Consider the following 20,870-nt stretch of genomic DNA (forward strand, 5'->3'; position numbering starts at 1 on the left):
GTTGATCAATAGAATGAAAGCGAGACAAAAATGCCTAAGTTTTTAACAGAGCCTCAGGTCCAGCAATTTAAGGATTTGGGATATGTATCCAAGCTCAGGGTGATGGATGGCAAACAGACTCAGGCGATTCGAGAATTATTAGAGGATTTTGAGAAACGACAGGGTTCACCTTTGCACGGCTCTCAAAGGCATAAAACACACTTGCTGTTTCCTTGGCTTAATGATTTGGTGCGTGACACCAAAATTGTTGATGCGATTGAGGATTTATATGGTCGCAATATCTTGTGTTGGACTTCTAATTTTTTTATTAAAGAGGCGCATGACCCTGGATTTGTTTCATGGCACCAAGACTCAACTTATTGGGGTTTATCTTCCCCAGACGTTGTTACTGCATGGGTTGCGTTGTCACCGAGTAATAAAGGTAATGGTGCCATGTCGGTAATTCCAGGCACACATACAATGGAGCAGATCCCTCACCGAGACACTTACTCCAAAAATAACTTACTCACCCGTGGCCAAGAAATTTCAGTAGAGGTCGATGAGAACAAGGGGGTTGTATTAGAACTTGAGCCAGGTGAGATGTCTTTACATCATGTGCGCACCATTCATGGTTCTCCACCTAATCCTTCAGATACAAGGCGCATTGGTTTTGCAATTCGCTATATTCCAACCTATGTGAAACAAGTGCAGGGGGATGATTCAGCAACGCTAGTTCGAGGCGAGGATACCTATAACACTTTTGCCCATGAGCCAAGACCGAGCCGGGAACTAGAGCCTGAATTTGTGAAATTACATCAAGAGATAACTGATAAAAGTGCCAGAATTCTTTACAAGGGTGCAAAAGTTGATAGCTATGATGCATCTTTAGCGGATCCGAAAGTACGCTCAGCATGAATTTTTCCGGAGCAGTACTCAGAGAGATTGGTCAACCTCTGGAAATTGAGACCCTATCTCTCAAAGAAATCTTGAATAGAGATGTGGTTGTCAGAATTAAGGCAACTAGTCTGTGCCATACCGACTTAGAGGCAGTAGAGGGTGCGCTTGGAACACCTTTGCCATTTATACCTGGTCATGAGGCCGCCGGCATTGTCGAGTCGGTGGGCAGGGATGTTTCTCATCTCAAGCCAGGGGATCATGTCGTAATTTCTTGGAATCCTTATTGCGGTACTTGCTACTTTTGCCAACGAAAACAGCGAATTATTTGTAGCCAGTATCGTGAAAATGCCTCAAGGTCATTTCACTTTGATGGCGCTCCCAGAATTTACTCAAAAGAGAGTCCCATACACCAACTGATGTATGCCGGAAGTTTTTCTGAGGTTGTGGTGGTGACTGAAGAGTGTGCTGTGAAGGTCCCAAAAGAGCTGCCTTTTGAAGTAGCTTGTTTGATTGGTTGTGGTGTCATGACGGGTGTTGGAGCCGTTCTTAATATCGCAGAGTTGGAGCCAGGTGGAACGGTGGCAGTCATTGGCTGTGGCGCAGTTGGCCTATCCGCAATCCAGGGGGCTAAGTTAGCAAATGCGGGAAAAATATTGGCAATAGATCGTGATCTGAATAAGCTAGAACTGGCGGAAAAATTTGGCGCGACTGATATTTTGCTTGCCGATGAAAATATAATTCAAGCTTGCATGCAGATGACACAACAGATTGGTTTTGATTGTGTAGTCGAGTCCGCAGGTAACGAGGCTGCCTTTCAGTTGAGCGTCGAGATTGTCAGACCTGGCGGGAAAACAGTTTGGCTGGGCAAGGTGCCAGTTAATCAAAAGGTCTCCTTTCGCTGGGGTTCGCTAATGGGTGAGAAGCGGATTCATCGCTCCAGTTATGGGGGAACTAAACCAGAGGTGGATTTTCCATTTTTGGCTAGCGCTTATTTCTCAGGAAAATTACTGTTAGATGAATACATCACCAGCAGAATTGGACTATCGGATGTAAATGAGGGCCTCTTGCGTTTGAAGCAAGGCAAAGAAATCCGTTCGGTGATTCTTATTGATTAAAGGCTTGCCCTGATTTCAGCTGACTGATCCCAGAGATTCGGGGTTTGCTGGGATGAGTAGCCAGAGACAAAGGGTTTGGGGGTGCCAGTCACCGGATCGTAAGTATGGCGTTTGACTGCGCCAATATTTGCCCCATACACATGAATACTGATAGATGTTTTGTCGGGAATGGCGTTGCTCACAACATGGATATCGCCAATGGTAGGGCTAACCGCTTCAATATCGCCCTGGTGTAGAACTGTTTCAGGGCCTTCCTTGATTAACTCCCCAGAAGGCAGTTGCTTGTAGCGTTGCCCCTTTTCCATTCCCCTGAGCATGCCAATCAGACCCCAGATGCAGTGATCATGAATAGGCGTTTTTTGACCTGGACCCCATACAAAGCTGACCACAGAAAATCTACCCAAAGGATCAGCATGAAGTAAGAATTGTTGGTAATACTCAAGATGAGGAACAGTGCAAAATTCTGGAAGCCAACGATCTGATTGAATCAGTGATTTCAGTAATTCAGAGCCTTTGGTAATGAGATTATTTTCTGTAGCTTCTTGGGAGACCAATTTCGTCATCCCAATCACGAATTCACGCAGGGGAGCGATTGTATCTAATTGATTATTCATATCCTTAGCCTCACCAGTTCTTTAGGAGCATCAAAATACACTTGTTGCGAATTATGATGGTAATCATAATGTAATTTTTTCTTATCAGTGGCTCGCTAACTAATTGGGATATTTATGAAGGAAACCTTAATTCCAGGCATCAAATACGAGCATCAGTTTATGGTGTCTAAATCAAAGATAGTCCCTGCACTTTATCCCGAATCGGAGGATTTCTTATTAATGCCCGAAGTTTTCGCTACTGGTTTCATGGTGGGTTTTCTAGAGTGGGCATGCGTAATGGCTATTAAGCCCCATTTAAATTGGCCGGAAGAACAAAGTGTTGGAACATATATTGATGTAAGTCATGAGGCAGCTACGCCACCAGGGTTCAGTGTGAACGCAAGGGTTGAATTAATCGCTATTGAAGGAAGAAGGCTGATCTTTGCCGTAGAGGCGGATGATGGCATTGACCTAATTGCTAAGGGGCAGCACGAAAGGATGGTCATCAATAAACAAAAGTTTGATGAGCGTGTTAAGAAAAAGAGTGATGCTAACCTTGGTGCCAAAAAGTAAATAGAAGGCTCTTTAAGCTGTCTTTAAGAGCCTGGATGCCCTTGTTTTGAGTTAGGCGCCTTCACATGTTCTAAGGTGTGAAATCAATCAATACTTAAATAGTCGAAATACTGGTGAGTGATGAAATGTCACATGCTATTAACTAACCAGTAAATGTACTAAAACAGCAATCCCACTTCAAAAATTGCAGAGCTTATGATTTCTTTGGATTTGTTGGATATGCCCTTAGGGTTTACCCCTTTTGCGGTTTAAATGTCGTAATGTATAAATTCATGACCAAGACATAAATAAAAAATATTGGAGACAAGTATGAGTTCATCAGCTTTAGAGGTACGGCCATTAACAGGGGCATTGGGCGCAGAAATTTTTGGTGTAGACCTATCAAAAAACTTATCTTCCGAATTAATTCAGGAGATTCGTAATAATTTTCTTCAATACAGCGTCATTTTTTTTCGAGATCAAGATTTAACTCCAGAGCAGCATTTAAATTTCTCCAAGATGTTTGGGCCCTTGGTCATTAATCCTGTTTACGGCAATGTGGATGGCTATCCAGAGATCATGCCGGTCATTAAAAACGAAAAAGATAAATACAACATTGGCGACACTTGGCATAGCGATATGTCTTATATGTCAGAACCGCCTTTGGGATCAATTTTATATGCAAGAGAGGTTCCACAGGTTGGTGGTGACACTCTTTGGACCAATATGTATATGGCTTATGAATTTCTACCTACACCCTTAAGAAATGCTTTGGATGAGTTAAATGCCGTTCATTCGGATAGCTTTTTGACTTCACGAATTGAAGAGCGAAATGCGGGTCGATCTACTAAATTGGTGGCAGACCCAAATCGCGCAGAACTACGTGCGACCCACCCTGTAATTAGGACTCACGACGAAACGAAGAAAAGAGCTTTGTATGTGAATTATCCATTTACTTATTCTTTTGAGGGTATGAGTCGTGAAGAAAGCCTCCCACTGTTAAATCAGCTGTATGCCCATGCGACTAAACCTGAATTTTCTTGTAGGTTTAGATGGCAAAAAGGTTCTATTGCTTTTTGGGATAACCGCTGCACCATGCATTACGCTTGTAATGATTACCAGGGTCACCGACGTGTCATGAATCGTACAACCATAGCTGGTCCCAAGCCTGAATGATGGAGAAAAATGCATTTGCCTTGATTACGGGGGCAACCAAAGGAATTGGCAGGGCAATATGTGATTTACTGATTGAGCAAGGGCACTCTGTCATTGGCATTGCTCGAAATCCAGACGCTTCTTTCAAGGGGCAATTGTATTTGGCAGATCTTTTGGATGCGGTTTCTCGAAAAGAAGTTTTTAAGGAGATCGCCCATGCTTTCCCAATTAATCGCCTAGTAAACAATATTGGATTTAACCATCTGCAAGGGTTACCTGATATCACTTCGCAAAACTATGAAAAGATCATTGATCTTAATTTGACTGTCACTTTGGAATTGACTCAAGCAGTCTTGCCTTCCATGCTGGCTCTGGGTCAAGGAAGAATTGTGAATATTGCCAGCAGATCAATGCTTGGTAGAAAAAATAGTAGCGTCTACGCAGCTGCCAAAGCAGGTTTGGTGGGGTTTACAAAATCATGGGCTATTGAGCTTGCTTCTGCGGGAATTACAGTAAATTGCGTAGCTCCTGGTCCAATTGAAACTGAAATGTTTAATCGAAATAATCCAATTGGCTCTCCTGGGCGACAGTCAATGATGGACGCAATCCCAATGAATCGACTTGGAGGCCCACGGGAGGTTGCTTCTGCAGTAACTTACTTTTTATCAAAAGATGCTTCATTTACAACTGGCCAAACAATTTTTGTTTGTGGCGGGGCTAGCATTGCCCAACAACATTTTTAACGATGATCTGAGAATGAGATGAGACTAAAGCAGAGTATTTATTTGAGCGTTGTGATTGGGTGTATTGTGGCATGTTTTAGCAACACGGCCATTTCCCAGGTAAATTATCCAACTCGTCCAATTAAGATTATTGTCGGCTATGCCCCTGGAGGCGCAACCGATATTATCGCCAGAATAATTGCTGAGAGATTTACGGCTTCAATGGGGCAGCCGGTATTTGTAGAAAATATTCCAGGAGCTGGTGGTAACTTAGGTGCCGCTGCCGTTGCTCGCGCAGCTCCAGATGGTTACACGCTGCAGTTAGGCACGATGGGCAATATGACGATTAATCCTTCGGTATACAAAAACATGCCGATTAATACAGTAAAAGATTTCCAGCCCATTTCAAATATTGCGATTGTTCCAAATATCATGGTGGTGAATCCATCTGTTCCCGTAAAAAATGTAAAAGAATTTGTGGCATGGGCAAAAGCAAGGCCAGGACAGGTATTTTTCGCGTCATCAGGGACTGGTAATTCGCCTCATATGACTGGCGAGTTATTTAATATTGCTACTGGTTTAAATATGACCCATGTTCCATATAAGGGGAGTGGCCCAGCACTTACGGATTTAATTTCCGGTCAAGGTGTTCAAGTAACTTTTGACAATATGCCTGCAGCCATTAATTTTGTACGCAATGGAAATCTAAGGGCGCTTGCAGTAACCAGTGCTAACCGTGCCGCTACAGAGCCAGGCCTGCCAACAATTAAGGAATCGGGTTATCCGGATTTTGTGGTTGAGGCATGGTTTGGTTTGTTTGCTCCCGCTGGAACTCCTAGGCCTATTGTGGATAAATTAAATGCCGAAGTTGCAATCGCCTTGAAAAACCCAGATATTCAAAAACGTTTGCTGGAGTTGGGTGCTCAACCAGCCTGGACAAGCCCTGAGGATTATCAAAAACTCCTAGAATCTGACATAAAAAAATGGGCAGATGTAGCGAAGAAGGCCAAGATTGAGGGTCAATAAAAAGTGACGACGCTTTCTCATGGGGTTAAGTTAGCGCTGGTAACTGGTGCCGCGCAAGGTATTGGACTCGCCATTAGTACGCGCTTAATGGAGATGGGCTTCTCGGTTGCGATGCTTGATAAGAATCCTGACGTAATCGATGCTGCGCAATTATTGTCGGGAAATAAGGGCAGGGCAAACGGTTATGTTTTAGATTTAAGTGATTTGCAATCAGTTCATTCTCTGAGTGGACTCATTGGCGAATCTTTTCAGAATTTGAGTGTTCTTGTCAATAATGCGGGAATCTCTCCAAAGCATCAGGGAAGAAAAAGGCTGTTCATTGATATTCCTCTTGATGAATGGCAGCGCGTGATGGATGTAAATCTGACTGCAAACTTTTTAATTACGCAAATCTGTCTTGGTCCTATGATGAAAAATAGAGAAGGCAGAATTATTAATATTACTAGCCAGGCGGCAAGGACGCGCACTCCGATACCCGGAGCCCATTATGCTGCCTCTAAAGCGGCAATAGCTGGCTACACTCGAATATTGGCTGGTGAGGTTGCGGAATGGGGAATTAACGTTAATTGCATAGCCCCTGGTCGTATTGAGTCAAAAATGACCGAAGAGGTAGGGTCTGATATTAATACTGAGCTAGCTAAAAGCATTCCCTTGGGTAGACTTGGAAAGCCGCAGGATGTAGCGGGTGTGGTTGAGTTTTTGGTTTCAGAAAATTCTTCTTATCTAACGGGAATGACGATCGACGTAAATGGCGGCAATTTTATGGCATAGCGTTAGCGATTGATTGTTAATTTCATCCACTCAGTTGCTACTGTTTCCACGCAATGAAAAGACAAGAATTAATTAGTCTCGGAAAGACATAGCCTCACTATTGCTAGCGAGGGCTCTTAAAAAAATGAAGACCCCAATAAATTAAGAAATAAGCCCAAATGGAATTGGGTCTCGATTTGATTTGATGGCATCTTCAAGCATATCTAGCCTATCCTGACCCCAGAAAGGCTCTTCTCGGTAAAAAAAGAAAGGAGTTCCAAAAACCTGTCTTTCAACAGCTTCCTTTGTTAAACGGTCTACCTCGAGTGAAATTGCAGGGTCATCGCTTGCCTTAAGAAGGGCTTCTCCATCAAGACCGGATCTATTGGCTACATCAACCATCACTTTCGGATCTTTGATATCCAAATCATCGACCCATAAAATTTTTAATGAGTTATGGATAAATTGACGAACATCTAGATTTTGAGCCAATGCGGCAAGCAGCATTCTGTGACCCACAACAGGATCGGATGGATGATGTTTTGGCTTTAAGACTAGCGGTATATTGCGGGCTCTCGCCCAGCGCTGCATTTCAACAAAACGATAGGCTTGTCTTTGAGGTGGCCTCTTGGTTACGGGTAGACCGCCACCGGCTGCAAATATGGCATGCAAGTCGATGGGTTTGTAGCTGACTTCTAAGTCGTATTTCTCAACTAACGCTTCAAACGCTTCATAGCCGATATAGGTATAAAGAGATACAAAGCTGAAGTAGAAATCAAGCTTACGTTTTACAGTCATATTTTTCCTAAATTCAGTCTACTTTGGCGCCAGATTCTTTAATTAGCTTCGCCCATTTTGGAGCTTGAATTGCAAGTTGTCTAGCCAAGTATTCTGGAGAGCTGGCAACAATTTCAAACCCTTGAGACACTAATTGATCTTTTATTGCTGGCTGTCGCAAAATTTGAACAATTTCTTTATTGAGCTTATTAATAATGACGGTCGGCGTGCCTGCTGGAGCTAAAATTCCTTGCCAAGAGTTTAGGTCATACCCTGGTACTCCCGCCTCAGCAATAGTCGGAATATTAGGTGCACCGCTCGATCGCTTGGAGGGGCTGATTCCGAGGGCGGTAAGTTTTCCAGCGCGAACATATTGAAGTGCTGCGGGTAATGTTACGAACATAGCGTCTACATGGCCAGCTAGCAAATCCGCTACTCCAGGCGCGCCGCCCTTATAGGGCACATTGATAAATTTAATATCCGCCATGCTCTCTAATAGCGCCCCTGCAAGATGACCTGGGCTACCACTACCCGCATTCGCAAGGGTTACTTTTCCGGGATTCAGTCTTGCAAACTCAATCAGGGATCTTAAGTTTTTGACGGGTAGCTTTGGCCCCACCAGCAATACTTGAGGAGCTGTAATTGCCATCGTGATTGGAGCGAATTGATCAACCTTATACGGAATACTGTTGTATAGAGCGGGATTGATAACCAAGCTATCCCAGCCCAAAAGTAGCGTATATCCATCTGGTGCGGATTTTGCAACATAGCCAAAGGCAATATTACTTCCACCTCCAGCCATATTTTCGACAATAACTGCCTGACCAAACTTTTCAGATAAACCTTTTCCAATGGTGCGGGCTAGCGTATCTAGGCTCGCACCTGCGGGAACTGGAACTACAATCTTAATTGGTTTGGTTGGCCATGTATCTTGGCTAAAGATAGGGGTTGATATGGCAAGGATGCTTGCGGCAAAAATAAACTGCTTAAGAATTTTGGTGAGTATAGATTTCATATGGCGATTCATGTGCAAAGGCCTTACCATAAATCGCTTTAGGTATTAATGGAACAATATAAAAGTCATGCCGATAGAGTGATTTGAATATAAGAAAAGCTTTTCAACACCTTGAAATACAGAATTGTGTCTGGATATTTTTAGGCATATCGAGTTAAAGGCATGACATGGCATGGCATGTCATTTATGTCACGAAGTCCCTATTAGATGGGCTACCTTAACCCTCAAGACTCTATGCCTGTTCTGCCAAAAGGAATCACATTACTGGTAGATTGGGTGAAATCGCTTACTCAGAAACTTCGCTTCGAATTCACAATCAGCAGATTAAAAGCAGTCTAATTGTGTTTTAGCACCACCAAATCCTAGGCAGTGAATACGGCCGCTGAATTAAGATGCCGAATGGTATAGTATTTTGTAATACAAAAAACAAGGCTAATACATGATGCTTGCCCCTCCACCCAAACCCCAAAGCTTACGAGAATACGTAGAAAGCTATTTAAAGCAGGCAATTGTAGGGGGCAAGTACAAACCTGGTGATCGGTTGATTGAACGGGAGATCTGTGAATTGCTTGGTGTAAGTCGCCCTCCTGTGAGGGAGGCATTACGTCAGCTAGAGGCTGATAAGCTGATTACACATGAACTCCATCGCGGGCCGGTTGTCGCATCTGTATCTTGCGAAGAGGCTAGCGAACTCTATGCGTTTCGGGCGCTACTTGAGAGTTTTGCAGTTGCAGAATTTTCACGATTGGCCTCTGATGCTCAAATAAAAGAGCTAGGCAATGCAATTAAAAAACTCAACGAGGCAGCGACAATCGGGGAGAGGCAGCCCTTGGTGGATGCTAAGTCCCACGTGTACAACATTATTCTAGATGGATGCGGGAATAAATTAGTAAGTGAAAGTTTAAATAAGCTTCTGGATAGAGTGAATATTCTTCGTGGTACGTCACTGCTTCAGCCGGATCGTTTAGGTCAGAGTCTAAAAGAGATCGACCAAATGTTTAAAGCAATAAAAAATAGGGATTATGAGCAGTCCAAGGCACTTGCTTATGACCATATTCAGAAAGCATGTAAGATCGCCTTGAGGGTCTTGTCAGAACCCCCAGTTTAAATTTAGATCGCCATCCAATAAATAAGGTGCTACGGCACCTTTTTTCATTCCCTGGGCAGCCACTCCCATCTCCAAAATAAGCTCTAAGTAAAAACCCTAATCGTAGTATTGTAGTTTTGTATTACAAAATAGTATAAGATTTACACCATCTGATTGAAGATGATGTGCTCTTCAATCCATGGATACATAACAACTTATTAATGGATAGGAATCAAGATGAACCGCGAATTATTTGAAAAAGGTCTCAAAACACGTAAAGAAGTTTTGGGTGCTGAATATGTAGATTCATCGCTAAAAGCGGCTGACGACTTCAACATGCCGATGCAGGAGTTAGTTACTGAATATTGTTGGAACGAAATTTGGAATCGCCCAGGCTTAGAGCGAAAAACTCGCAGCTTCTTAAACTTAGCGATGATTGCGGCTTTAAATCGTCCACATGAGTTGAAATTACATGTGCGTGGCGCTATCAATAATGGGTTAACAAAAAATGAAATCCAAGAAGTGTTTTTACAAGTAGCGATTTACTGTGGTGTGCCAGCAGCGATAGATAGCTTCCGTGTTGCAAAGGAAGTATTCAAGGAAATGGGTATCTAATGAAGCCAGCAGAAACTAAGATCGCATTTGTAGGGCTGGGATTGATGGGGATCCCAATGGCAAAAAATTTACTTAAGTCAGGTTATGCCGTTACTGGATTTGATCTGAATAATGAGGTTGCTACTAAATTTTCTGATGACAAAGGATTTACTTTTAGCTCAACTCCAAGTGAGGCAATAAGGGGTGCCAATGTCACTATCTTGATGTTGCCAGATAGCAAAATCATTGATGCTTTGCTATGGGGCTCTGATGGTCGTACAGGTGTTGTTGATGAGTTGGCAAAAGGTAGCTTTTTAATAGACATGAGCTCATCAAGCCCTACCTCATCAAAAGTAAATAACAAAAAGCTCGAAGAGCGTAGTGTTAGTTTCATGGATGCGCCCGTATCTGGTGGCGTTAAAAAGGCAATTGATGGCTCGCTAGCAATCATTGTCGGCGGGAAAAAAGAGCATTTTGATGAGGTACTACCTTTACTTACTTGTATGGGTAAAAGTATTACGCATGTTGGTGATGCTGGTGCGGCGCACGCAGTCAAAGCGCTGAATAACTACGTATCAGCAGCAGGTCTGATTGCGGCATGTGAAGCATTAAATGCTGCAAAAGAGTTCGGCCTGGATCCCCATATTGTTAACCAGGTATTTAACGCCTCAACTGGTCGAAACAATACGACAGAAAATAAAGTTGAGAATTTTATGCTGAATGATGCCTTTAATTCTGGCTTCTCATTAGCGCTGATGCGCAAGGATATTCAGATTGCCTTAAGTTTTATTGAGGATATGAAATGCTACGCTGGCTTAGCTCAACAATGCTTTGCTACAGCTAAAGAAGCTGACGAAAAATTAGGTAAGGGCGCAGATCATACAGCCGTCTACGACTACGTCAGAACTCAGAAGAAATAACTCACATCACCTCGCAACGATTCCATGGGGAACTCATGAAACTTATTAATAAAACTTTGCTTTTGCTTGCCTGCCTCTTTGCATCGACATTACATGCCGCCTATCCCGATAGGCAAGTCACAATGATTATTCCCTATGCACCCGCTGGATCAACAGATGTATTAGGCAGAATATTGGCCCAGGTGTTGTCTAAGGATTTAGGTCAGCCTGTCGTCGTTGAAAACACTGGTGGCGCTGGAGGAACAATTGGGGCTGCAAAGGTAGCTAACGCAAAGCCTGATGGTTACACAGTTCTTTTTCATAATATGGCCCAGGCTTCTGCTCCAGCGCTATATTTGAAATTACCTTACGACCCATTAAAGGACTTTTCTCCAATAGGTATGGTTGCCGACGTGCCGATGGTTTTAGTGGCTAGAAAAGATTTTCCAGCGGAGTCATTACAAGGCTTTATTGATTATGTAAAAGCAAATCCTGGAAAAGTGAATTTCGCTAATGCTGGCTTCGGGGCAACCTCTAATTTATGTGAAACTTTGATGAAGTCGACCTTATCGGCGTCATGGACCTCAGTTTCTTACAAAGGAACTGGCCCAGCATTGAACGATTTATTAGCGGGCCAGGTTGATGTGATCTGCGACCAACCAGCAAGTACATTGCAGCACATTCGCGCGGGCAACGTAAAAGCGCTTGCTGTGGCTACCAAAGACCGGATCAGCTCATTGCCTAGTGTGCCTACTTTTACGCAATCAGGAATGCCTGGTTTTCAGTTATCAGTTTGGCATGGTTTATATGCGCCGAAAGATACTCCAAAGCCAGTCATCGATCGATTTGTAAAAGCACTGAATATTGCCCTTAGTGACCCTGTTTTAGTACGTCGTTTTAGCGAAATGGATGCTGCGGTTTCTACTCCAGCTATGGCCAATCCAACAGCACTATCAAAATTCCTGGCTGCAGACGTAGCGAGATGGAAGACCGCTATGAAGAATGCCGGCGTTAAACCACAATAATATTTAAGTAAGTGTAAAAATGAAAAATTCAGAATCAATAGCGCCTGCAACATTTGAAGTTCTCAATCCGGCAACAGGAGAAGTCCTGGAGCATGTTCAAAATATGGGTGCTAGTGAAACTGAATCCGCTATTGCTAGGGCGAGTGAAGCTTTTCCATCTTGGAGTTCGAAGACGGGTAAAGAACGTGCGATTATTTTGCGTCGCTGGTTTGAGTTAATGCGCGAGAACTCAGATTATCTTGCTGAATTAATGTGTAAAGAGCAGGGCAAGCCTTTGCACGAAGCAAAAGGTGAGGTTAGTTATGCGGCATCTTTTCTAGAGTGGTTTGCAGAAGAGGCTAAGCGTGTCACAGGAGCAATTCCAAGTACTACTTGGAGTGATAAGCGCATGATGGTCTTAAAGCAGCCCATTGGAGTTTGCGCCTCTATTACTCCATGGAATTTTCCATTGGCGATGATTACCCGTAAGGTTGGCCCCGCTATTGCAGCGGGTTGCACAATCGTGATTAAGCCTGCCGAACAGACCCCGCTATCTGCTATTGCTCTAGCCAAGCTAGCTCATGAAGCTGGAGTGCCAGAAGGCGTTATTAATATTGTTACAGCTGATTCAAAGAATTCAATTGAGGTAGGGCGAGTTATATGCGACTCACCAATCGTCAGACATCTTTCTTTTACTGGCTCTACTCCAGTGGGAAAAATATTAATGCGACAGTCGGCTGCTACCGTCAAAAAGCTTGGTTTAGAGTTGGGAGGCCATGCTCCATTTATTGTTTTTGAAGATGCAGATCTAGATGCTGCCGTAGAGGGCGCGATGCAATCGAAGTATCGAAATGCTGGTCAAACTTGTGTGTGCTCGAACCGTTTCTATGTACACGATATTTTATATGATAGTTTTGTGGAGAGATTAGGCAAGGCTAGTAGCGCATTGGTCGTAGGAAATGGCTTGTTAGATGGTGTGCACCAAGGGCCATTAATTGATGAGGATGCCGTGAAAAAAGTTGAATCGCATATTGCTGATGCTGTTCAAAACGGGGCAAGAGTTATTTCTGGAGGCAAGCGTCATCAGTTGGGCGGTTTATTTTTTGAGCCAACTGTACTCGCAGAGGTAACGGAAGATATGTTGATCATGCGCGAGGAGACATTCGGCCCGGTAGTTGCAATCACTCGATTTAAAACAGAAGAAGAGGTGATTGCTGCGGCCAATAATAGCGAGTTTGGTCTAGCCTCATATTTCTATAGCCGAGATATCGGCCGAATCTGGCGTGTAGCGGAAGCGCTTGAATATGGAATGGTAGGTGTTAATAGTGGTGTTATCTCAAATGAGGTCGCGCCATTTGGTGGGGTTAAGCAATCAGGTCTGGGACGCGAAGGCAGCTCTTGGGGGATGGATGAATACCTGGAGATGAAGTACGTTTGTATTGGGCTGTAGCCAGCTGGAGATCTAGCGCACGTACTTGAATGTGCCGACTCCAGTGGCTAAAAGGGTTGAAGAATCAAGCCACACCTCTCCGCGTGCAAAATAAATTCCACGACCTTTGCGCTCAATAAAACCTTTTGCTACCAATATGCTGCCTTCTGCGGAGTTGAGGAAATTAGTTGTTATTGAAAGCGTGACGTTTTTTAATGGGGGCTCTCCTGGTGGTACATACAGACCCGCATAGCCCAAAACAGCATCCAGTAGCGTACACATTACACCCCCTTGTATTCGCCCAATTCTATTTTGGAGATTTGAGGAAACCTCCAACCTCATCTCTGCATAATCAGGACCCCATTCAGTTAATGTCACACCGAGGGATTCTAGAAAGGGGTTGTCTATTGCATGCATAAATTTTTAAATTGTTTCGACTGTTGAGTTTTGGCTAAATAGTTCGCCATTAGGTATTCCTACAATTTTACATTTGATCTTATTTAATCAGCCCGATAGAAAATTAAACTTCACCAGTATTAGTAAATGCCTAATTTTGTCGGTTAACCCAGCAAAACTCATGCATATCCCTAATCAAAACATCCAATAAGCACCTCTTTTTTCAGTCAGTGAACAACACATTCGCTCCAATGTAAATACAAAATCCCCTAGATTTCTCTAGAGGATTTTTATAACTGGTGGGTCAGAGGCGAATGACTTCGCCCACCCATCATTTTCTGCTTACTTGGTAATCTGCAAATAGGGTGCATTAGATATAGAAATCAAGCCTTGATAGGGGTTACTAAAAGTCAAGGAGATGATGAACAGCGGAGTGATGATGGTAAGTGTTGAGATGAGCATAGCCAGCATCAAAGCCTTGGGTTTGGATGAGTGCGTAAAGGCAACGGTAATCAACACCAAAACACCTAAAAATAGTAACGCATACCAACGAATAGGATGGACATCGATTGTGGCATAGGCTAGTCGCGTTTCTCGGGCGTTGTTAACTAAATTAAATGCGCTTAATAGCGCTTTAGATTCAGCCTTATCGGGTAGGGTGTTTGCCGCCTTAAATGTAGTCGCCCTCATCGCGATAAATTTTTCATCAGCCTCTGGCGATATGGATCGATTTTTTGATAATGTTTTCCATTCGTCATGAATGATGGACTGCGTATATTCCTTAGCAGCACCAGATAGATCAATGTCTTTGGGTATTGGGATTGAATTAGCAAGGCTAATAATGTTGAGAATGCCCTGACTCTCGATTTTAATAGCCTTAGTGGCGATACTATAGTTATCCCAGATGGATGTCGCAAGTAGAGCTGCAGTTAGTGAGAACAGCACTGCAGGAAGACTAAAGAAGGGGGCAACAATCCCTTCATATTGTTCAATGAAGTGTTTATTCTTTGGGTGGATAACTAGCCAGGTAATTAGAATGGAAAGGCTTGTGAAGCCGATCAAAAGCGCTAGGATCAGGGTGTTATCGCTTTGGAAGATTAAGTTTTGCAATTTGCACTCTTTTGAATAGGACGCGTTATATATGAAACTATCGAATCAGTGTAAAGGAAAGACAACGTTTTTTAAAATCCCCATTTGGCATTGAAAAACCAGCGAGTTGTCCTTAGGGGCGGCTGAATGGAGTTCACTTGTCGCTGGCGTTGATTACTTGGCGATCGAGGTTGTGTTCTGACTGGAACAAAAGAAAAGGAACCACATTTCTGTGATCCCTTTGTATTGCTGGTGGGTCGGGCGAGATTCGAGCTCGCGACCCATGGATTGCCAAAGCACCAATACCTATACCTATGGCCGTTATAAAGGTGATTTGTTGGTAAGTAACCTTTTATGACCGAAGTAGAGTAAAATACCTTTAGCGAATTTCAAGCTAATAGTGTTGTTGTACTAGTAATTAATACCGCAGTTCTGCGATAGTTCTTTTTAGCATCTCCCCCGCCATTCTTGACTCTCGCCTCATTTGGGGCATAGCCCTTTTTATATTTTTTTAAGGAATAGTCAGATATGGCAAACGGAATTGTGAAATGGTTTAACGACGCTAAAGGCTTCGGCTTTATTACCCCTGATCTTGGTGGCGAAGATTTATTTGCTCATTTTTCAGCAATTAATAGCAACGGCTTTAAGTCATTAGCTGAAGGTCAAAAGGTGACTTTTGATATTACTACTGGCCCTAAGGGCAAGTTAGCATCCAATATTCAACCTGCTTAAATCAGAAGCAAATGCCAGGCGGAAATTATTTGCCTGGCCTAAAGCCCAGTATGACTGGGCTTTTTATTTTTATAAAGGATGTTAAATGGCAAAAGAAGAGTTGCTTGAAATGGAAGGTCTTGTTGATGAAATTCTTCCGGATTCTCGTTATCGGATTACATTAGACAATGGCCATAAACTTATTGCCTATACAGCAGGAAGAGTCAAAAAAAATCACATCCGTATATTGGCAGGAGATAAGGTTTCTTTGGAGGTCTCTCCCTATGACTTAAGCAAAGGCCGTATTACATTTAGACATATTGATAAGAGACAATCTTTTGCTGGTGCGCCGAATAGACGACATTGATAGCCTTGAAGTTTAAAACTGAAAATTAACTTCATATTTGCAAAGAATCTCAGGCTCTTGTCGATACCGCCCCGGGTAACCATGAAATACTAAAACCACCTTCGGGTGGTTTTTCTTTGATCGCCTACTTTGTACCCAAGACGTCTCTTGGTGACAATTTAAAGTCTCAAATCAACCCTTATGGCGCTCTGCAAGCATCACTTGATGATGCGAAGCTGATGCTTATCCAAATTAGCATAAAAAGAGGGTGGGGTGGCTGGTAATATTTGGGCTGGTCTAATCCCATCTAAATATATATGAAAAATATCAGAGCATTCACCAGCGCCTTCATTTCAGTATCCCTAGCATTTGCCTCTATTGGAAACGCTTTTGCTTGCACGGCTCTCATGATTTCCGATGCAAATGGAAACTACTATCAAGGTCGCACAATGGAATTTTCGGCAAAAATTCCTACGTCTCTTACTTACTTGCCTGCGGGCTATAAGATTGTTTCTGCAACGCCCGACCACAAGCAGGCTATGACATTTGATACCAAGTATCCAGTGCTAGGCATGACTCTTGATGTACTTCCCAATGCTAAGCAATCCACTTTGGTGGAAGGCGCTAATGATCAGGGACTTACCTTTAGCCTCAATGCCTTTTATGACTTTACTTCAGTGCCTTGGACTGCAATGCCTACAACAACTGATGCAAGCAAAATACTTTCAGGCGCAGACTTTGGGAATTGGGTTGTAGGAAACTTCAAAAGTGTTGCGGAAGTAAAGGCCGCTTTGGTGGGAATTAATGGTCAGATTTGGCTCCCAGTTATTCCAATGATGGGGAACGTGCCCGTACCTGGCCATTACGCTATTTATGACAAAACTGGTGCTGCTCTTGTTGTGGAGTTTGATAACAATAAAATGAATGTGTATGACAATCCAGTTGGCGTATTGACTAATGGCCCTGCGTTTCCATGGCACCTAGCAAATTTATCGAACTATACATTTAACAATGTTGATAAAAATAATACACAGTTAGGCAAGTTAAAAATTCATTCGACTGATTCTGGTAATGCCTTACAAGCACTACCTTCAGCCCAAACTTCGCCAGGGCGTTTTGTAAAAGCAGCGTTTTATGCAAATTACGTTCAGCAGGGTAAAGCACCTGATCAAGCTATTCTTCAGCTATCTCACATCATGAACAATTTTGATAGGCCTACTGGCCTAACGATAGATCCTCCGGGTGCATTTGGAGATGGCCCTCCAGGGACTACTGCATCAAGTGAAGTCACATGGTGGACCGTAATGAATGACACTTCCAAACATCTTTTTTACGTTCGGAGCAAGAATTCACTGAACTGGACAGTGCTTGATTTCGCCAAGCTAAAAGGCGTAACTCAAAAGAAAACTATTTCTACTTATGATGTAGACAGGTTAGGCGCAGATGCGTCTAACTTATTTATAAACTGAACCATTATTTTTTCACCAATCAGAACCACCTTCGGGTGGTTTTATTTTGTCGGTTAATCCGACATTTGATGTGCTTAAGTGTTCTGAAACACGACACCTCAGAGATGCTCAGTCTCATCCTGCGTCTGACATCCCCACTCGAAAAGTCCATTAAGTTCCGTATCGTTCCGAACAATCACCGCATTTCACTAGCCTACAAAGACAAAACCCCCGCTATTGCTAGTTAGGGTTTCTTGATACTGGTGGGTCGGGCTAGATTCGAACTCGCGACCAACTGGCTTGAAAAGATTCAATTGGGTCTTAACAGAGATATTGCTATAAAAAAGGTGCTTTTTCAGATTAACTGACAAAGGTGGATGACCTCTTTCGGCCAATAGCAGCCGCTAGAGCAGAGGATTGAAAATCCTTGTGTCGGTGGTTCGATTCCGCCCCGGGCCACCAAGAATCTCAATAGCCTACTTGTTGGGCTATTTTCTTTTAAGGCTTGGCATGGTTAGCCACCATTACTTTCGGATACCCTGATTAAGAAGCGTCCTTTAAAAGGACAAATCAATTAGACATCCCTGCGTCAGTCGATGTCGTTTTAAACGACAAATTAGACGCTGAAATCAAAAACGCTTAACGAGGTTTAGAGCGACTGCGGGAGCAGTTCTGTAATTGGTGCTAAGGGCAGTATTGCCGTTGGTGTTAATGGCAGTCACACTTCCTCCCATATTGGCAAGGGCGTAAAGATCTAGGGCTGTGGTTCTATCAATCGCATAGGAAAACTTGGCAAATACGGGAATGAACTTGTTTTGACCAACGCCACCAGCGTAAGGGCCTGAATCATTTAGGCGAAAGCGATAGCTATTATAGGCTGCACCGCCCGACACTTTAAAGTCACTAGTAACCTTATAGGTTAGCTCCAGACCTGCGCCACCCGCTGGACCACCTGGGAATGGATTATTTAGATTCCAGCGATCAGAGATCTTCCAATCAATCACAATAAATGGAAATACTCGGTTCGTATCAATCTGGCGAAAGACGCCAGTACCCAGGCCTAGATTTAAGGTGGGCGAGAGTTGTTTTGAGCCATTAAAAATAGCGCCATAAGTAAGGGAGTTATTTAGATTGGCGCCAGTCTCTGCAGAAGACTCTATTGTGGGAATAAAGTTGAGCCTCCAATCAGAGTCGAGTTTGTGAGAATAGCTGAGGCCCAGTGCCGGAGTGCTAATCGTCGTCCATGGACTCTTCCCACCATAGCCGTAGCTATTCATATTGCTCCAGTTCCAAAACTGGCTGCCATAGCGAACAGAGACGCCAATTGAAGTTGCCGCTGAAATGGGTTTCAGCAAATTGAGCGTGGCGCCAGCACTAGACCACCCAAAATTCCCACCCGTATTTAGGCTGGTATTAAATTGGTTTATTCCCGTAACACTAACCGTAGCCTTAATAGCATCATTTTGTGCGACTCCATCAGGTTGGGCATGGCCTACCATAGGAATTCCAAACCAGATCAGGGATATGCTTAAGGTGGACAAATATTTTTTCATGGTCTTAGGATAATCGTTTTCTAGAATCCAAGGCTGTATAAAAAGCAATAATAAGCCTCTAATATTAAAAATATCTATTTAAACGACAGTTATTATGTCTAGATATCCTCTGCCCTGGTTCGATTCCGCCCCGGGCCACCAAGAAACACTAAAACCACCTTCGGGTGGTTTTTTATTTGGATGTCTGCTTTGGGTCGAAAGCAGTCTCTCGGTAATTCTGACGCTGCAATGTCGGTTAACCAGCGTCCGATATCCCCACTTGAAACGGCTAATAACTTTCGTATTGTTTCGAGCAGTCACCTAATTTCACTAACCTAGAAAGACAAAACCCCCACTATTACTAGTGGGGGTTTCTTGATGCTGGTGGGTCGGGCGAGATTCGAACTCGCGACCAACGGATTAAAAGGGTCCGCCTGACACATTGCAACTCTTGATAGCATAAATCTAACACAGAAATGCACAAATAAACATACTTCTGATTTAAGCTAAATTTTTACTAAAGCTTGGGGTGAAGATGAGGGAAAAATACTCTAGACAGGAAATTTTAGATTTAATTTGGGCACTCCCCATTTCTAAGGTTTCTAGCCAACTTGGCATTGCTGATAGTGCATTGTCAAAATGGTGTTCGACTGCGGATGTCCCCAAGCCGCCAATGGGTCATTGGATTAAAAAAGAGTTAGGCAAGCCAGTGCCCGAAAAGCCATTGCTTAATGCTTGGAATGATGGGGATGAGCCAGAGTTTTCTACCCTTAATAATCTTCAAAAAATAAAGAAGCCAGCTAAGCCTAAGTCTTTGGTTAAACCTATACCTGCTGCAGAAACGTTGGAGGCATCTGATTTTTCGCTAGCTGAGGATGAATTTTCCATCTATCAGGGCCGATCATTTCATCCAGTAATTGAGCAAACTTTTAAGGACTTAGATAAATCAAAAACCAATCGCTTTGGGCGTTGGGAGTCAGCTTCTGGATTTGATGTTCAGATATCTCCCGATAACACCCCACGAGCCAAGAGAATCTTGCAAACCATTCTGAATATATATTTAAACAAAGGGGCTGAGGTTAAAAATTATCAGCGTTGGTCGAATAGCAGCTCCCGACCAGTTTTAGTTATTGATGGTGAGTCTATCCAGTTTAGTTTTTATGAAACTGCCACTAGGCATATTCCACCTCTACGGCGCCAATCTTCCTATATGAGTTATGACGGCAACAGAAGGACTTATATGGCAAGTATTGATTACACGGCTAGTGGAAAGCTTGAACTAAAGATTAGTCATGTAGATCTGTATTCTGAGCGAACGCTGAAAGATTCCTCTAATAAATCGGTTGAAGAGGGGCTCTCTGCAATCTCTGAAATAGTCTCTGACCTAATGGTGAGGGGTAGGGCTGAGCGGATTGAGAGGGAGGCGAAGGAGCTTGAGCGAGAGCGTCTGCGAAAGATCGAGCAAAACAAGGCTGACGAGATTGAGAGGAAAAAGCGTCAGTGGCAGGAGCTACAAGAAAATGCTTCTGAATGGGCCGCTCTTCAAGAAATAAGAGCATTTATCAATGCCGTGAAGGCTGATAGGTATTTCCGCAAAAAACACCCTGATTGGCGCTTATGGGTAAGTTGGGCCTCGGATCAAGTGAATAGACGCGATCCCATTTATAAGATTAGAAATGGGAAAGCCCTTCCTGGCACCCCAATATAGCTTTTTTGGCTAATAAAGCTTAAATAATGTGTAATATATTACACAA

The 20,870-nt window shown here is 43.2% G+C and carries 22 protein-coding genes; 16 read left to right on the forward strand and 6 right to left on the reverse strand.

Going from position 1 to position 20,870, the window contains the following annotated elements; all coding sequences use genetic code 11:
• The first annotated feature begins 30 nt into the window (after positions 1–30).
• Entirely contained in the window at positions 31–894 is an 864-nt protein-coding gene (locus tag ICN42_RS04825) for a phytanoyl-CoA dioxygenase family protein (protein ID WP_216251701.1), read from the forward strand.
• Entirely contained in the window at positions 891–1,991 is a 1,101-nt protein-coding gene (locus tag ICN42_RS04830; protein WP_216251704.1) for a Zn-dependent alcohol dehydrogenase, read from the forward strand. The genes ICN42_RS04825 and ICN42_RS04830 overlap by 4 nt, the downstream gene beginning before the upstream one ends.
• Here the strand turns inward: ICN42_RS04830 and ICN42_RS04835 are convergent.
• Entirely contained in the window at positions 1,988–2,605 is a 618-nt protein-coding gene (locus ICN42_RS04835) for a cysteine dioxygenase (RefSeq protein WP_216251708.1), read from the reverse strand. The genes ICN42_RS04830 and ICN42_RS04835 overlap by 4 nt on opposite strands.
• Before the next feature lie 114 nt (positions 2,606–2,719).
• On the opposite strand from ICN42_RS04835, the gene ICN42_RS04840 reads away from it, so the two are divergent.
• The 5 genes from ICN42_RS04840 (at position 2,720) to ICN42_RS04860 (ending at position 6,810) form a co-directional block, all read left to right on the forward strand.
• The gene (locus ICN42_RS04840) at positions 2,720–3,157 is read left to right on the forward strand and encodes a thioesterase family protein (protein WP_216251711.1); all 438 of its coding nucleotides are present in this window, start codon (positions 2,720–2,722) and stop codon (positions 3,155–3,157) included.
• 309 nt (positions 3,158–3,466) lie between these two features.
• Entirely contained in the window at positions 3,467–4,312 is an 846-nt protein-coding gene (locus ICN42_RS04845) for a TauD/TfdA family dioxygenase (RefSeq protein WP_216251713.1), read from the forward strand.
• A complete protein-coding gene (locus tag ICN42_RS04850) occupies positions 4,309–5,034 on the forward strand; it encodes an SDR family oxidoreductase (RefSeq protein WP_216251715.1) in 726 nt (241 codons plus the stop codon). The genes ICN42_RS04845 and ICN42_RS04850 overlap by 4 nt, the downstream gene beginning before the upstream one ends.
• Positions 5,035–5,052: 18 nt before the next feature.
• On the forward strand, positions 5,053–6,039 hold the full coding sequence (locus ICN42_RS04855) for a tripartite tricarboxylate transporter substrate binding protein (protein ID WP_216251719.1): 987 nt from the start codon (positions 5,053–5,055) through the stop codon (positions 6,037–6,039).
• A 3-nt stretch (positions 6,040–6,042) separates the two neighbouring features.
• Entirely contained in the window at positions 6,043–6,810 is a 768-nt protein-coding gene (locus ICN42_RS04860) for a 3-oxoacyl-ACP reductase FabG (protein WP_216251722.1), read from the forward strand.
• Positions 6,811–6,951: 141 nt separating this feature from the next.
• On the opposite strand, the gene ICN42_RS04865 is transcribed toward ICN42_RS04860, so the two are convergent.
• Together ICN42_RS04865 and ICN42_RS04870 are read right to left on the reverse strand one after the other, a co-directional pair.
• Positions 6,952–7,587 carry a 2-hydroxychromene-2-carboxylate isomerase gene (locus ICN42_RS04865; RefSeq protein ID WP_216251724.1) on the reverse strand — a complete coding sequence of 212 codons (636 nt, stop codon included), beginning with the start codon at positions 7,585–7,587 and terminating at the stop codon, positions 6,952–6,954.
• A 13-nt stretch (positions 7,588–7,600) separates the two neighbouring features.
• Positions 7,601–8,581 carry a tripartite tricarboxylate transporter substrate binding protein gene (locus tag ICN42_RS04870; RefSeq protein WP_216251727.1) on the reverse strand — a complete coding sequence of 327 codons (981 nt, stop codon included), beginning with the start codon at positions 8,579–8,581 and terminating at the stop codon, positions 7,601–7,603.
• A gap of 439 nt (positions 8,582–9,020) precedes the next feature.
• Here ICN42_RS04870 and ICN42_RS04875 point away from each other — a divergent pair, with 439 nt between their 5' ends.
• The 5 genes from ICN42_RS04875 (at position 9,021) to ICN42_RS04895 (ending at position 13,615) form a co-directional block, all read left to right on the forward strand.
• Positions 9,021–9,689, forward strand: a complete 669-nt coding sequence (locus ICN42_RS04875) for a GntR family transcriptional regulator (RefSeq protein ID WP_216251729.1) — start codon at positions 9,021–9,023, stop codon at positions 9,687–9,689.
• Positions 9,690–9,905: 216 nt separating this feature from the next.
• Positions 9,906–10,283, forward strand: a complete 378-nt coding sequence (locus ICN42_RS04880; protein WP_216251732.1) for a carboxymuconolactone decarboxylase family protein — start codon at positions 9,906–9,908, stop codon at positions 10,281–10,283.
• Positions 10,283–11,182 (forward strand): NAD(P)-dependent oxidoreductase, encoded by a 900-nt coding sequence (locus ICN42_RS04885; protein ID WP_216251733.1) that lies wholly within the window; start codon positions 10,283–10,285, stop codon positions 11,180–11,182. Before ICN42_RS04880 ends, ICN42_RS04885 begins: the two co-directional genes overlap by 1 nt.
• A 35-nt stretch (positions 11,183–11,217) precedes the next feature.
• A complete protein-coding gene (locus tag ICN42_RS04890; RefSeq protein WP_216251734.1) occupies positions 11,218–12,186 on the forward strand; it encodes a tripartite tricarboxylate transporter substrate-binding protein in 969 nt (322 codons plus the stop codon).
• A gap of 19 nt (positions 12,187–12,205) precedes the next feature.
• A complete protein-coding gene (locus tag ICN42_RS04895) occupies positions 12,206–13,615 on the forward strand; it encodes an NAD-dependent succinate-semialdehyde dehydrogenase (RefSeq protein ID WP_216251735.1) in 1,410 nt (469 codons plus the stop codon).
• Between the two features lie 12 nt (positions 13,616–13,627).
• On the opposite strand, the gene ICN42_RS11905 is transcribed toward ICN42_RS04895, so the two are convergent.
• A complete protein-coding gene (locus ICN42_RS11905) occupies positions 13,628–13,876 on the reverse strand; it encodes a PaaI family thioesterase (RefSeq protein ID WP_255539243.1) in 249 nt (82 codons plus the stop codon).
• Positions 13,877–14,332: 456 nt separating this feature from the next.
• Positions 14,333–15,100: a DUF4239 domain-containing protein gene (locus ICN42_RS04905; RefSeq protein ID WP_216251737.1), complete on the reverse strand. Its 768-nt coding sequence runs from the start codon at positions 15,098–15,100 to the stop codon at positions 14,333–14,335.
• 507 nt (positions 15,101–15,607) lie between these two features.
• On the opposite strand from ICN42_RS04905, the gene ICN42_RS04910 reads away from it, so the two are divergent.
• From ICN42_RS04910 to ICN42_RS04920, 3 genes are all read left to right on the forward strand, one after another.
• Complete coding sequence (locus tag ICN42_RS04910; RefSeq protein WP_216251738.1) at positions 15,608–15,811, forward strand: cold-shock protein; 204 nt, start codon at positions 15,608–15,610, stop codon at positions 15,809–15,811.
• Positions 15,812–15,896: 85 nt separating this feature from the next.
• Positions 15,897–16,157, forward strand: a complete 261-nt coding sequence (gene infA / locus ICN42_RS04915; protein WP_216251740.1) for a translation initiation factor IF-1 — start codon at positions 15,897–15,899, stop codon at positions 16,155–16,157.
• A 296-nt stretch (positions 16,158–16,453) separates the two neighbouring features.
• Positions 16,454–17,605: a linear amide C-N hydrolase gene (locus tag ICN42_RS04920; RefSeq protein ID WP_216862431.1), complete on the forward strand. Its 1,152-nt coding sequence runs from the start codon at positions 16,454–16,456 to the stop codon at positions 17,603–17,605.
• A 608-nt stretch (positions 17,606–18,213) separates the two neighbouring features.
• On the opposite strand, the gene ICN42_RS04925 is transcribed toward ICN42_RS04920, so the two are convergent.
• Positions 18,214–19,137 (reverse strand): DUF6268 family outer membrane beta-barrel protein, encoded by a 924-nt coding sequence (locus ICN42_RS04925; protein WP_215347901.1) that lies wholly within the window; start codon positions 19,135–19,137, stop codon positions 18,214–18,216.
• Positions 19,138–19,651: 514 nt separating this feature from the next.
• On the opposite strand from ICN42_RS04925, the gene ICN42_RS04930 reads away from it, so the two are divergent.
• The gene (locus ICN42_RS04930; RefSeq protein WP_216251742.1) at positions 19,652–20,824 is read left to right on the forward strand and encodes a hypothetical protein; all 1,173 of its coding nucleotides are present in this window, start codon (positions 19,652–19,654) and stop codon (positions 20,822–20,824) included.
• Positions 20,825–20,870: the final 46 nt, after the last annotated feature.

This window comes from Polynucleobacter sp. 71A-WALBACH, assembly GCF_018882365.1.
GTDB lineage: Bacteria > Pseudomonadota > Gammaproteobacteria > Burkholderiales > Burkholderiaceae > Polynucleobacter.